At 51.4% G+C, this 13,885-nt stretch carries 12 protein-coding genes and 2 pseudogenes; 1 reads left to right on the top strand and 13 read right to left on the bottom strand.

Going from position 1 to position 13,885, the window contains the following annotated elements:
• Positions 1 to 51: 51 nt before the first annotated feature.
• From AC286M_RS22210 to AC286M_RS22175, 8 genes and pseudogenes are all read right to left on the bottom strand, one after another.
• Positions 52 to 498 (bottom strand): ABC transporter substrate-binding protein, encoded by a 447-nt coding sequence (locus AC286M_RS22210; RefSeq protein WP_488206464.1) that lies wholly within the window; start codon positions 496 to 498, stop codon positions 52 to 54.
• Positions 499 to 588: 90 nt separating this feature from the next.
• Positions 589 to 2,622, bottom strand: a complete 2,034-nt coding sequence (locus AC286M_RS22205; protein WP_488206463.1) for an ABC transporter ATP-binding protein — start codon at positions 2,620 to 2,622, stop codon at positions 589 to 591.
• A gap of 217 nt (positions 2,623 to 2,839) precedes the next feature.
• Positions 2,840 to 3,073 carry a hypothetical protein gene (locus AC286M_RS22200; RefSeq protein WP_488206462.1) on the bottom strand — a complete coding sequence of 78 codons (234 nt, stop codon included), beginning with the start codon at positions 3,071 to 3,073 and terminating at the stop codon, positions 2,840 to 2,842.
• A 197-nt stretch (positions 3,074 to 3,270) separates the two neighbouring features.
• Entirely contained in the window at positions 3,271 to 3,477 is a 207-nt protein-coding gene (locus AC286M_RS22195; RefSeq protein ID WP_488208885.1) for a hypothetical protein, read from the bottom strand.
• Between the two features lie 25 nt (positions 3,478 to 3,502).
• Positions 3,503 to 3,628 (bottom strand): annotated as a pseudogene (locus AC286M_RS22190) (helix-turn-helix transcriptional regulator); the annotation flags it as partial.
• Between the two features lie 226 nt (positions 3,629 to 3,854).
• Positions 3,855 to 4,400, bottom strand: coding sequence for an EF-hand domain-containing protein (locus AC286M_RS22185; RefSeq protein ID WP_488206461.1), 546 nt, complete (start codon positions 4,398 to 4,400; stop codon positions 3,855 to 3,857).
• Between the two features lie 130 nt (positions 4,401 to 4,530).
• On the bottom strand, positions 4,531 to 5,304 hold the full coding sequence (locus AC286M_RS22180) for a hypothetical protein (RefSeq protein ID WP_488206460.1): 774 nt from the start codon (positions 5,302 to 5,304) through the stop codon (positions 4,531 to 4,533).
• A gap of 162 nt (positions 5,305 to 5,466) precedes the next feature.
• Positions 5,467 to 5,739, bottom strand: coding sequence for a hypothetical protein (locus AC286M_RS22175; protein ID WP_488206459.1), 273 nt, complete (start codon positions 5,737 to 5,739; stop codon positions 5,467 to 5,469).
• Positions 5,740 to 5,834: 95 nt separating this feature from the next.
• Here AC286M_RS22175 and AC286M_RS22170 point away from each other — a divergent pair.
• Positions 5,835 to 6,919, top strand: a protein-coding gene (locus AC286M_RS22170; protein WP_488203071.1) for an ISKra4 family transposase whose coding sequence is annotated in 2 segments (ribosomal slippage) — positions 5,835 to 6,021 and positions 6,021 to 6,919 — 1,086 coding nt in all. Because the reading frame shifts where the segments join, the coding sequence is not laid out codon by codon here.
• Positions 6,920 to 6,970: 51 nt separating this feature from the next.
• On the opposite strand, the pseudogene AC286M_RS22165 reads toward AC286M_RS22170, so the two are convergent.
• The 5 genes and pseudogenes from AC286M_RS22165 to AC286M_RS22145 all read right to left on the bottom strand — a co-directional run.
• A pseudogene (locus AC286M_RS22165) lies at positions 6,971 to 7,597 on the bottom strand (ABC transporter substrate-binding protein); the annotation flags it as partial.
• Between the two features lie 136 nt (positions 7,598 to 7,733).
• Positions 7,734 to 10,310 carry a TonB-dependent siderophore receptor gene (locus AC286M_RS22160; RefSeq protein WP_488206458.1) on the bottom strand — a complete coding sequence of 859 codons (2,577 nt, stop codon included), beginning with the start codon at positions 10,308 to 10,310 and terminating at the stop codon, positions 7,734 to 7,736.
• A gap of 174 nt (positions 10,311 to 10,484) precedes the next feature.
• Positions 10,485 to 11,504: a helix-turn-helix transcriptional regulator gene (locus tag AC286M_RS22155; protein ID WP_488206457.1), complete on the bottom strand. Its 1,020-nt coding sequence runs from the start codon at positions 11,502 to 11,504 to the stop codon at positions 10,485 to 10,487.
• Positions 11,505 to 11,766: 262 nt separating this feature from the next.
• The gene (locus tag AC286M_RS22150) at positions 11,767 to 12,708 is read right to left on the bottom strand and encodes a FecCD family ABC transporter permease (RefSeq protein ID WP_488206456.1); all 942 of its coding nucleotides are present in this window, start codon (positions 12,706 to 12,708) and stop codon (positions 11,767 to 11,769) included.
• 140 nt (positions 12,709 to 12,848) lie between these two features.
• A complete protein-coding gene (locus AC286M_RS22145; protein ID WP_488206455.1) occupies positions 12,849 to 13,865 on the bottom strand; it encodes a FecCD family ABC transporter permease in 1,017 nt (338 codons plus the stop codon).
• Positions 13,866 to 13,885: the final 20 nt, after the last annotated feature.

Raw genomic sequence — 13,885 nt, 5'->3', positions numbered from 1 at the left:
AATGCAAATTATTCTTAACTGTGCAGATAGATATAGTCAAGCACCTGTTTGTTAGAGCAGAAATTGGCGCAATTGTTCAATCACCAGTTCTGCGCCGATGGGGCCGTTCAAGCCATTCCACAGGTAGTAGGTGGTAAAGAAAACGCGATTTTGCTGACTCGCGGGAAGAGATTGTGCGATCGCACTTTCCTGCCAGCTCCGTTCAGCCGTTGCCGTTTGGCCATCGAGGGCACGATTAAGGGCGCTCTCAGATGAGGATTTTTGAGCGTCATCGCCCGCACTCAAATCGTAACCCAGGACAAAAATCGTGTCGGCATCAGCAGCTAGCGTTGGCAACACCTCTATTGAAATATCGGCATTGAGCTGAGTGGGAGCAGTGACAAGCTCAAATCCCAATCCGTCAAACAGTTCTCCCAGATAGCTTTCTGGTTCAATTGCATAAACAGAATCCTTCACATCTCTTGCGCCTAGCAGCAAAACCTGGGGATGAGTTGCCACAATCGGGGCAAATGTTTCACGGGCTTGCTGTATTTGTTCTTCGTAAGCTGCGATCGCATGTCAACAGTTTCCCGCAACAGTAGAAAGGAATCAGATCGGCTTTGCCACAGCGCCAGTTTTGAGCAAGCGCGCAAATCGAGAATCGGGATCAGCCATCAGCGATGTGAGATCGCCGTACTCAACGATTTGTCCCTGCTCCAGAATCAAGATTTGATCGACTCGTTCCACTGTTTTCAATCGATGGGCAATGATGATGCCCGTGCGATCTTTCAGCAGCCGATCCACCGCTTGCTCAATCAGCTGCTCTGTCAGGGGATCAAGACGCGACGACGCCTCATCCAGCACCACCAGTCCCGGATCTTTTAGGAACACTCGGGCAAAGGCCAGTAGCTGCGCCTGTCCTGCCGACAGTCCACCGCTATCGGCTCCTAGTTCGGTGTCTAATCCTTGGGGTAAGGCTTCCAGCCAAGGGGATAAGCCCAATTCAGCCAAGGTTTGCAGAATAGCGGCATCGGGAATGTGCGGATTAAAGAAAGTTAGATTATTGCGTACCGTTGTTTGAAAAAGCTGAACATCCTGAGTGACAAAACCAATGCGGTGCGGCAGTTCTGCCAGCGCAGCTTGACTAATATCTATTCCACCGAGGCAAATCTGCCCCTGTTGAATGTCATAGAGACGCAGTAGCAGCCTGACGAGGGTACTCTTGCCGCTGCCTGTACGGCCCAGTAAGCCAAGGGTTTGACCAGCAGGGAGGTGGAAGGTGAGGTTGTGGAGGATGGATGAGTGGATGGGTGAATGGGTGGATGAGTAGGTGGTTGAATGGGTAGGTGGGTTGTTTGGTGTTGATGGTTGATGGTTGGTTGTTGATGGTTGGTTGTTGATGGTTGGTTGTTGATGGTTAGGGGTTAGGGATTGGTTGCTAGTTGGTGGGTTTTGGGCTTTGGTTTTTAGTTTTTGGGTGCTAGAAATCGGGGGTTGAGTATTAGGTGCTGGCTGAAGCCTAGTACCTGTATCGTCCTCACTCCCCCTCTCTTCTTCTCTCCTACCCATCCACCCATCCACCCTCTCACGCTCCTCCCCATATCGAAACCACACATTTTGAAACTCAACCGACAAGGCTCCTGATGGCAAGACAGCTTGACCACCGGGATGAATGTGAGACTGCTGAGCCAGTAGGTTCTGGATACGTTGCAGGCTGGCGGTGGCTTGTTGGAACTGTTCGAGTTCTTCGCGGATGCGCTCGATCGGATCGCGCAGAAGGGTGGCGTAGTAGAAGAGGAGGTAGACGGTGCCGATGGTGATGGCGTTGCGCTGCCAGAGATACGCGCCAACGGCAAGTGCGATCGCATTTCCGATCGTAAACAACCCAACCGTGCTGCCCCAGAGCAGGGTGCTGGTGAAGCGGGCTTTGTGGAACGCTGCTAGCCAGCGGCGCATGATGGTGTAGAAGCGATTCATCACATAGCCAACGGCACCATTGGCCTGAATATCCTCCAAGCCGCTGAGGTGTTCCGCCACGAATCCATAAAATTCTGCACTAATTTGGCGATAGATGCGCCAGGGAGTGACAGCCAGCGCTTGCAGTCCAGCTAAAGCCCCAAATGATGCGAGGGCAAACAGACTCAGGCTCAGCCCCGCTCGCCAGTCTTCCAGCCACAGCACAACTAAGATGCTGATCACCAATAAACCATTGCCCAGCACTTGCAGCACAAACTGGGAAAAGAAGCGGGAGAGCGCATCGACATCTCCATCAACCCGTTCAATCAGTTCGCCGGGGGTATGAGCTTTGTAAAAGGCCATATCGAGCTGGAGCGTGTGCCGCACAAGGGCTAGGCGCAAGTTGTTTGTAGCCGTCCAAGCAACGGTTTCACTCAAATAAGTGGTTACAATTTCGAAGCCCTGTCGCAAAACTGCGATCGCAATAAATCCCAGTGCCGCTAACACCAGCACCCGCTGCGAGCCACCGGCGACGGCGGTGTCGATGAAGTAGCGCAAAATCTGGGGATTCAGCACCTGTAGCCCAATTCCCGCAAGTAGCGTAATGGATAACCACAGCACCCGCAGCCGTTGAGGTCTGAGATAGGTAACTAATAGTTGACGATACGATTGGCCCAATTCACTCATACAACAGCATTGCTTAATTACCTCAGCCAGTAGCTTAGCGGCAATTGGGCCTCTGTAGGATTCCTAAACGGAGTTTTTTGGCTCCTATCCGGTAAAATTTGGCGCAGCCTCAAGACACTAACCATAAACAGTGGAAGGCAGACTGAGCCGACGTGTGCTTGGAGTGTGTCTCGCCGGATAATCTCATTTCCAGTAGCCTCAACAGCATCTGGAGCGCTTATGCACTGGTCAACATAACCTGCTTGCGACTGCGATCGAACATAATTTGATGCTGTTCGGCCAGCACCATCAAAGCCTCGCCCATCGGGGTCAAGATTTCGCAGAGGGGACATTCAAAGTCTTGAGCAATTTCCTGTGCTAAATCGATAATGGAATAGGAATGCGCTCTGAGACGCTGGGGGAGTTCTTGGGTCAAGGAGACTGCCAAGGGAGATTCACAAATAGGTTTCATGAGTATTTATGCTCAATTCGGCTATTTCTATTAAGTGCGATAGCTCAAAGGTTGAGGCGCTTCTTTTACAAAAGAATTAGCAATATTTGGGTTCCTTTATCTCGCTTCTCAATTTGTTACCTGTTGCTCAGGTTGGCAAATGCATTGACTGGCAATGGGTGGCCCAACTACCTTAGACATCATCAGTATTTCGGGGGCTATAAAGTGAGTCGAAAATGAATCATTTGATCGCTGGTTGGCTGAGGAATAGAGCAGGTGATCAAGGTTGCGATCGCAACTCCAAAGCTGGTCAAATCAACTCCTAAAATACCGGGCAGACCAATCAGCGGATCGAGCACTCCACCCAGGGCTGGCCCTAGAATTACCGAGCCGAAACGCACTACTAAACGCCGTGGGGCTGGCATAGCCGACCTCCTGGGCAACGGCAGCCACCGCTCGCTGTTTCATGAGTAACTGACAAGCTTGTTCCATTCGTTGTTGAGTCACATAGCCAAACACTGTCGTATTCAGTACCTCACGGAAGCCCTGTTTCAGCTTGAAATCATTGAGACCCACTCGCCGAGCCAGCTCATGATGGCGGGTGGTGCCTGTAAGTTTTGCCGTAAAATGGCCTGAGCTTGGTGGATGCAGTCAATTGGCAAATTAGATTCGTGCTCTTTTATCATGGACGCCATCAATGTCGCATCAATATGGACACCAATGGCGACATAGTCCTGCTCAGCAAAATTAATGACATGGAGTAGTGCTATTTCAATGCAGGCTATCGGAAGTTGGCGTTACTTTAATAGGGGCCAAACATACCATTGGCTGGACTCTGCGGATCGTTGCCAGAGCAGAACTCCTGGAAAAGCGTCAAGATTTCGTCCTTGGACAACCAGCCGTCTTGATCGGTATCCAATGAGGGAAAAACCAGGGGAGCGTAGACCGGCGACTGGTTGAACGCAGCCAGGAGCTGCCCCCATTCCTGCTGGTTGATTTTGCCGTCTTCGTCAGAGTCAAAGACATCAAAAATCAGATCCATCAGGCTAGCAACTTCTTCGGCGCAGGTTTGGGAGTCTGTCAGCATCTCGTCGTAATAGGCCAGCCATTCATCAATAGACACTTCTTTATTGTGATGAGTGTCGGCCTTTTGCCGGAGCTGCTCCCACTTACGCATCAATTTGTCTTCCAGCAAAATGCACCGTGGCGATCGCTTCGACCAATTGCGTAGGTTCGATAGCTTTTGGAACATGAGTTCAAAGTCTTTTTTCACCAGGACTCCGGTATAGTCGGAATCATATAGGCTAAAAAACTTGGTCAGCTTGCGTTTTTGCAGGTCGGTCAGCATGATTGGTTTCCCCGTAAACCAGCAATTTTCATCTACCCCGATTAGCCTACAGCAATTCCAGCGAATCGGCCTGTTTTTTAACAGCATTAACCAAACGTGGCTGCATGGAGTTACTTTGCGGCTGCTAAGGTCACTCATCAGTCACTGTAGGCTCTTTTTCCCATAGTGCTCGCACGAGTTGATGGGTAAAGTCTTCACCGAATATTTTTGCGATCGCAGCATTTCCAGGATCGCGTTCTGCACCAATCCGCCGCATTTGCAAATCCCGCTCTGCTAGAGTGTTTCGGCTTTCTTCAGGTACTGGTTCGGCTTGATTGATCCAAGTTAACCAGCGATCGCACATTTCATGTGAAAGATTCTGAACTAGATCGAGAGAAGCTTTCGGGTTGGAGCCAGTAAAGCAAAGGTGAGCGGGAGACTGTAATTGTCTGACGTACAAGCTCTTACTCACGAATACGGATAAGTCAGAGTTCTGTCTGAGGCTTAAATAAGTGGAATTCATCGCTTGGTAGTAGCGTTCGAAGTAGCTCAAGTCAGCCCATAAATCGACTCTAGGAATATAGTCCATGTAGAAAAATATGTCGGGTGTAGTGCCGAACTCAAAAGCTAAATGGGGAACTTGAATAGATGAATTTAGCCAAATGACCAAACGCATAGTGCCAAAACCCATCGGCATTGCATTGACGTTTGTATAAATAAGCTTGTCGATAATTTCTCCAGTAAATGTTAGAAGTGAACCGCTAATAGTATTATCGGGACTCGTGAAATCTTGGAACGGTTGCTGACCCGTTGGAAAAACGGTTAGATGGCTACCAATCTTTTCATACAGTTCATCTAAGATGCTTAACAGTCGCTCAAAGACGACAGGTTGATCAAGTTGCTCAGTCTCTGCTTGTGTTGCCATCTTTCACCCAGAATTTCGTGATTTGATAGTCCTCAAAAGGTAATGATTTTTGGGTGTGTGGGCAGTGCCCACACACTCAAAAATCATTACCTGAATACCACTACCCGTGATTTATTTCACCTTACGAACAACTAATCCGTATTGGTTTCTGTACTGCATCCGCTAGTTTTCTGGCAGCAGTTGCTCTTGCAGTTCTTCTAGATACAGCTCTGTGCCAATGGGGCCAGGTAAACCCAGGCACAGGTAGGCCGGAATAAAATACACTCGTCCGGCCTTGCTGGCATCAAGAGATTGTGCGATCGCATTTTCTTGCCAAGCCTGTTTCAAGTCTGCTAGCTGATGTTCTCTGAAGCGTTCAGGGTCTTGCAGATCGCTCAAATTGCTGCCCAGCAAAACAACACTATCAACGTCTTCAATTTGAGTTAGTGCTTCCAATGAAACGGGGACTGGCGCACCGGGTCGATTGGGAGCACGTCATCCGCTGAGGAGATGAAAATATAATGGAGTGAGTGCCCTTATCGGATCCTGACATGACTCCAGACCAGCGCGACCAAATGCAGCATCACGTCAACGCTTTAGCACAGATCCTCTATGACGACGCCAAGGAACAGGGGATGAGGATGACGAGCTTAGGCGAAATCGAGCAAACGGTCCGTGAGCAAGTGCACCGTCATGTGTCACCCAACTTAGGTCTTTTTTTATCGACACAAGCGTCGGCAAAGATGAAGGAGAAACCCGAAAGCTAACCAGCATCCTTGGCATATTGCAGGTTGGCCGACAGCAGGCCAAGCGGCTTGGAGTCAAGCCCAGAGTCCAGTTCAGCCCCCTGGTCGAGCTGTGTTGTCTGCAGATGGGAGCAACGGTGTCCTTCGTGCAGGCGAGTCGGGATGTTGAACTGCTCACCGGGGTCACCGTGAGCGCCAAGAGTGTCGAGCGCATCGTAGGGCGCAATCCGATTGAGTCATCGGCTCCAGAGGAGACAGTCAAGGAGATGGCTCTCGATGGCGGGATGGTTCGCCTAGTGACTCCGAGCGGAGAGCCCAGCGAGTGGAAGCAGTACAAGGCGGTGCGGCTGGACGGTGACGGTGTGGGTATGGCCTGGTTTGACGACAATGATGCGCTGTTGGCCTGGCTCAGGAGCCTTTGCTGGGCCAGTGTTGTGTTCTGCTTAGGAGACGGACACAGCGGCATTTGGTCGCTCTACCAACAGATGGAGAGGCTCACTCGCCAGGAGGTCTTGGACTGGTATCACCTGATGGAGAACCTGTATAAAGTGGGCGGTTCCCTTCAACGGCTCAACCAGGCCAGACACCTTCTGTGGCACGGTCAGGTCGATGAGGCCAGTGCCCTGTTTGCGGGGCTCAACTCTCAGCAGTCTCAACGATTTGGGAGGTATCTGGAGCGACATCGCGCTCGGATTGTCAACTACAGGTACTACCAGCAAGAGGGGATGCCGATTGGCTCAGGCCCGGTCGAATCACTCATCAAGCAGATTGATGCCAGAGTGCAGGTCGCAGGTGCGCAGTGGAACCCTCAGAATGTTCCTCAAATTCTGGCGCTCCGCTGCGCTTACCTGAACAACCAGCTCAACCTTTATTCTCTCGCCAGCGGATGACGTGCTCCCGGGTCGATTTTCCTTTAAACCATCTATCGATACCAGATTGAAGCCTAAATCCTGCAAAAGAGAGCTACATAGACCATGTGCGCTGTTCCCGATGTAAATTTCCGTGAGCTGACTGGAACTAAGCAGTAAAACATTGGGTTGCTTGGCCACTAACGGGGCAAATTCATTTTCAGCAACCTCAATTTTTTGCTGAGTTTCTGTTAGCAATGGTTCTGCTCTATCGGGTTGTCCGATGGCTTGAGCAATTATATTGATGTTTGTATCGACATCATCCCACTCCAACAGTACGGTCGGCGCAATTTGGGACAGCGTTTCATATTGCTCAGCATTGTTGAAATCAGCTCCTAGAATCAAATCGGGCTTGAGTTGGACGAGTGCTTCAACAGATGGTTGCGTCGCCGAACCAACGTTAATCAATGGCTGAGTAACATACTCTCCAAGATAGGGAATTTGCTGGCTGGGCTGATCATAATCACCCTGATGCCAGGTCGCCTGATCGGCAAACGCAATCGGTTGCACACCCAGAGCCAACAGCGGCTCTAAAATAAACGGGCCGAGCACCACGATTCGCTGAGGTTGCCCACAAACTTCGGTTTCACCCTGCTGATGCTGAACTGTGCGGCAGTCTGCTTGATCGGAAGATGCCGCAGGGGCAGGATCAACGGACATCTCGTCAGAATTGCTTTGACAAGCTGCGATCGCAACCACTGCGCCAATCATAACGACCCACAACCAACGGGAGAGTACTCGTTTCACTACTCTTTAGCTCTTACAGCGCAACATCAACACTAGATCAGGCACACCATTAAAACTGGACGGCAACTGAACCAACGATCGTAAAGGGTGCGCCGGGTTCATTCAGACTAAATCGAGAGTTTTGGGTGGCAGCAATGTAATTGACATCGAATAGATTACGCGCGCTAATGGTGGCTCGCCAGTTATCCCGGCGATAAAAAATGGCCGCATTGGTCAGAAAGTAGCTATCCACTTCGAAACTATTGTCCAAATCTCCAGCTCGTTCTCCGACAAAATCAAAGCCAATTCCAAAGCCCAAACCCTCTAGGCCACCGGATTGCAGCGTGTAGGTTGTCCACAGACTGGCACTGTGTTCCGGTGTATTAAACAAGCGGTTGCCGACCGGGATCACGTTGTCTTCTGTGACTTCCGCATCAATATAGGCATAGGAAGCCAGAATATTCCAGCCCGGTAAAATCTCACCCACCAAGTCGAGTTCGATGCCCCGACTGCGCTGTTCTCCCGTCGCAATGGAGGCAAAGGGATCGACGGGATCGGCAGTGGCGACATTTTGCCGAGTGACATCGAAGTATCCCAGGGTTGCTAGCAAGTCACCATCCAGTAATTCAGCTTTGATACCAACCTCAAAGCCTTCTCCCCGTTCAGGTTCCAAGAGATCACCTGTCGTCGTTGTCCCTTCATTGGGGGTGAAAGACTGCGAGTAACTGCCGTAGAGCGACAGGCTGGGAATGGGCTGATAGACCAAACCAATTCGGGGTGTCCAGGCATCATCATTCTGAGTCGTTTCTACGGTGACTGGACTGAAGGCATTGGGGAACGATGTCAGGGTTTGCTCGACGGTGTCGTAGCGTAAGCCAGCGACTAAAATCAGGTTATCAAAGATATCAATTTGATCCTGAACATAAATGCCTAAGCGATCGCGCTTACTGCCATCATCCCGAAAAATTGGCAAATTCTCTGGATTCACCCCATTAAAAGTGCCATAAACAGGGTCAAAAATATTCAGCGGTTGAAAGTCGGCAAAGTCACTGAATTGAGCTGTGTCTCGTTCTTCGCTGCGGTTGAGATCAACGCCCACTAACAAAGTGTGCTCCACAGAACCCGTAGCAAACTCACCGACAACGCTGGTTTGCAGACCAAAATCCTGCGGGTCTCGAATCTGGCGGCTCAGTCCACGACCAATAATCCCAGCCGATTCATCGAAGAAGAATACCGCGATCGCACCTACATTTGAAATGTCTTGGCGGGTAAATCGAAAAGCGTTACGCAATCGCCAGTTGTCGCTGAATCGATGCTCCAGATCATAGCCAACCTGGAGCGAGTCAATATCCACAAAATCATCCAGTTCACCAACGTTGCGGCTAGGCGGGACATCCACCACTTCATCCCCAATCACGGGTAAACCCACCTCAAATGGCCCCTGGTAATTGGAGTATTCTAGGAGCAGCGTGAGATCGGTGCGATCGTTGATTGCCAAACTAACGGTGGGTGCGGCAAAAAATCGCTCAATGTTCTGTTCAAAGTCTCGAAAGCTCTCTTCGTTGCGATATAGAGCATTAAGACGATAGAGCAAGCGCTCGTCTGATGTCAGTGGCCCCGATAGGTCAATTTGAGGACTGATCAGGCCGCGATTGCCTACCTGAAGCTGCGCCTCATAAAACGGGTCAGCCAGGGGCTGTTTGGTGACTAAGTTAATCACCCCACCGGGTTGAATTTCTCCATATAGAATCGAGGCTGGCCCCCGCAATACCTCAATCTGCTCCAGGTTTGCTGTTTCTGGAATACCGTCGTTACCGAAACCGAACTGGCGGAACCCATTCCGCAGAATTGGGGCGTTGTTGAAGCCGCGAATATTGAAATCGACATCCAGTCCAGCAAACGTGCCGCCGTAGGTAACGCCGCTCAAATTGCTCAGCGCATCTTCTAAACGAATCACCTGCTGGTCTTCTAGCACCTGGCGAGGGATAACTTGAACGGAAGCAGGCGTGTCAAGAATTGGCGTATCCGTGCCCGTACCAACGCTGGCATTGGGCACAAAGTAATCATCATCGGTTTGCTCCCCCGTCACACTGATTTGAATGGAGTCGTCATCTGGGGTTTGAGCCGCTGGATCGCCAGGAGTGACGCTTACCACGAGTCCAGTAGCGGCAGTTGTGATGTTGAGGATAGGTGGGGCATCCGTGCCCGTAATCGCAATCCGCACCTGGTTGTCTGGCAAATTCGTCACGTTGATCAGCACGATTCCCTCAGCCGGATCGCCAGCAAAGAAGTCTTCGCCGTCCGGCAAGTTCAAAACCGCATTGGGAATATCTGCGATCGCAGCATTACCTGTCACAGATATGGCAGGGGTCGCCAGCTCACCAGTTGCTTCTAATCGCAGAGTAAAGCCGTCTGCCGTTTCCTCAACCTGAACATTCGTAATCTCAACTCGCTCAGCCTGGACGAGTTGCGTCCGCCATTCTTCAACCGTGGTGGCAGCAGGTTCAATTGAGTTTGACTTGGCGTCATCTGCGATCGCACCTACTTCATCCAGTCCCAAATCCTCTGCGGCTCCAGCAGACGGCATCGTCAGCAGCAGTCCTCCCGCCAGTGTCATCAACGACAGGCTCAACAGTACATTCATCATGCTTTACTCACTCACACCAACGCTATCTCAGCTAATGCCAATTATTCCTATTAGGAAGTACGAGCATGATAGTTGGCAGTTGCGATCGCAATCTTCGCGAGAGCGACTTTTTTCTTTGCGAGAGCGACTTTTTGGAGTTGCTGATTTTTGGCGACGGGATCGTGACCGTTTGCGCTAAGCTCGCTGGCTCAGTTGATAGGCTTTGGGGCTAACGGCAAACTTGCGGCGAAACGCGGTACTAAAGGCTTCTGGGCTGGTGTAGCCAACCGTGGCAGCCACACTAGCAATCGTCAGGGCCGGGTCGCGCAGCAGCTTCTGAGCCTGCTGTAAGCGGTAATCCTGTAAATAGCCGAACACTGTCGTGCCAAATAGCTGCCGGAAGCCTCGATTCAGCTTGCGATCGTTAAGGCCGACCTGACGGGCCAAATCGGTTAATGAGGGGGGATGATGGCTGTGCCGCAGCAAAATATCTTTGGCATGGTGAATCTGCTCTAGATCCTGGTCACAGAGCGACAGGGAGGGCGCAACAGGAGGTTCATCCGTCCAAATTGAAAACTGCGCGGCAAATAGCTCCAGGGCTTTACTTTCCAAATAAAGCTGCTGCATCAAGCCGTGATAGGGACAGTTCAGAAGCTGCTTGAGCAGTTCCCGCATCAGCGGTGTAATTCGGCCCAGGGGTTGATGAAACCGTTGGGTTCTGTCACCGTCCAGTAGTTTTTGGAGGGACTTTGCGATCGCAGTTTCATGTTGACGAAACGTACTGAAATAGGCCGGATCAGCGGAGATATCAATGACGTAGAGCAGTTTGTCAGCGGGATATTCTTCAATTTCAGTCAGATCCGGCAAATGATAGAGGTAATGCCGTCCCGCCACTTCCTGGTAGTCGTTGTCAATATCTGACGCATCCAGGGTTTGAACCCGCGATGCCCCTGACAGATAAAACTTGGCAACCAGCGGAAATGCCGTCTCATGCTGACGAATGTGGTGGACAGGCTGTTTGAGGCTGAATTTACCAATTTGAATGGTCAGCCCATTGCGCAGCATCAAAACGCGTCCTAATCCTGCCCCCCATTGAGTGGGGATTTGGCACTGAAAGCCTAACTCAGTCGAGCGATAAGTGGGTTCTCCCTGCTGCTCAAACTGCGCCATCATGTCGTCGTAGTCAGCATCCGTCAGCTTGATCGCCATACTCATTATTAGCTACAAGTCAAATAGATGAAATTGATTCTCATTATGGCAGCTTAGCAGAAACTGAACGCCACGTTACTTACGTTAGCCACATGCCAGTCAGTTAAAGGCAAAAGCACGTCGAGGACTTGGCAGCTACAAGGGGGATTGCTACCTAATATCACTTCTGATTGAAACTCCATCATTTATTTTTTGTGAAACGTTTGTGGAGCAAACGTTTCACAAAAAATAAATTAGGTTCTTATACACAGACTTGACATAACATAGGCTAGCGATCGCGATGCTGATACAGTAGCCACAAAAAATAGGGAGCGCCAACAATCGCGGTGATGACGCCACAGGGTAGCTCGATCGGCGCGAATACCAAGCGGCCTACTAAGTCCGCCAGCTCGACAATGCAAGCTCCCGTCAGGGCGGCGACGGGGATCAGTCCAGCGTGGGATGGCCCGACCAGTTGACGGGCCACGTGGGGAGCCATCAATCCCACAAAACCAATCGTGCCAGCCGTGGCAACTGATGAACCAGCCAAGGCAACGGTGCAGAGCAAAAGCAGGCTACGATTCCATTCCACTCGGCTACCAAGCCCTTGAGCTAGGTTGTCACCCAGATTGAGCGTATCCAAATCTCGCGCCAGCACTAGCGACAGGGGCATAAAAACAATCAGCCACGGCAGCAACGGCCACAGGTGCTCCCAACTGCGACCGTAGACGCTACCAGTTAGCCATACCAAAGCTTGACTAACGTTATAGATATCGCCAAAGGTAATCATCAGACTGGTGCAGGCTCCCGTCAGGGCGGTTAGACCAACGCCCACCAGGATTAAACGAATTGGTGAACTGCCTTGATTCCAGGCCAAGAGATAAATTGCGATCGCAGCTCCTAATCCACCTAGAAAAGCGGCTACGGGCAGCCAGCCAACGGGAACCTGTGGCAGCAGCACGATCAAAACAACAGCAACCAAGCTGGCTCCTGAATTAATGCCAATAATCTCAGGGGCAGCGAGGGGATTGCGAGTCAATCCCTGCAAGATTGTGCCCGCTGTAGCTAGACCCATACCAACCAGAAGCGCCACTAGAGCGCGGGGCAAACGCAGCGTGTTGATGACAAACTCATAGTCTGGGTTAGCAGGCAGTCCCAGAATCGTTTTCACCACTTCTAAGGGCGGTACCGGATATTCTCCCTGACTAACATTGAAAATGAACGACAGCAAAGCGATTCCAACCAGCGCAGCTATAGTGATAGGTACCCGCCGATCGATCCTAAAAGACACAGGTGATCGTCGCGGTCGGATGGAAATCCAGGGTTTCGTGGAGGACATAGACAAGTCTATAGATACATCTGTAGGGGCGACTACCGTTTGATCTGCGATCGCGCTAAGTAGATAAAAAATGGTGCGCCGACGAGAGCAGTCATGATGCCGACGGGTAGTTCTTGGGGACGAATGATGAGTCGTGCTGCAATGTCAGCAACTGACAACAGGATGCCGCCTGCAAGCATGGCGTAGGGCAGAATCCAGCGATAGTCTACGCCGACACCAAACCGGACAACGTGGGGCACGACCAAGCCGACGAAGCCGATTGGGCCAGCCAGCGCCACCGAGCTACCTGCCAGCAATACCACCGTGACAGCAGCGGCAACTTTGATCCAGACCGTTTGCAAGCCCAGTCCTTGAGCGACATCTTCACCGAGCGATAGCAGCGTGAGCTGTCGTCCGAGGGCCAGGGAACCGATCAGTCCCACACAAATGTAGGGCAAAATCGGCAGCAAACTAGCCATATCTTGTCCCGCCAGTGACCCCGCTAGCCAAAAGCGGATTTCATCTAGGGTTCGTTGACTCAGGATCAAGACCCCTGTTGTGATTGATCCCAGCAGATAAGACAGCGCAGCCCCGGCAATGACTAGCTTGAGCGGTGTCAGGCCGCTGCGCCCCATTGAACCCAGCCAGTAAACGGTCACGGCTGCGATCGCAGCTCCGACAAACGCAAAGCCTACTGCCCCACTACCAATCCCGAAAAAGACAGCCAGCACCATTGCTAGGGCTGCTCCCACGTTGATCCCCAGGATATCGGGGGCAGCGAGAGGATTCCGCGTCAGTCCTTGAGTAATGGCTCCAGCGACAGCCAGTGCTGCGCCCACCACCACCGCCATGATGGCTCGGGGGAGGCGCACCGTCCGAATAATCAGGTGGTTGGTCGAGCCATCAAACTCAGTTAGGGCCTGCCATACCGTGACTGGACTGATGTCGGCGGCCCCAAACAGAACGCTGGCTAAAAAGCAGAGACCAAGAAGAGCAATCCCGATACCTAAACCGAGAATCAGCCCGATCGGTGACTGCTTGAACTGTAGCTGGGAAGAAGCAAACGGCATTATGACTGGACTGAAGGTGG

It is taken from the genome of Thainema salinarum CENA647 (genome assembly GCF_057732415.1).
This window is presented reverse-complemented; position numbering and strand designations above follow the sequence as displayed.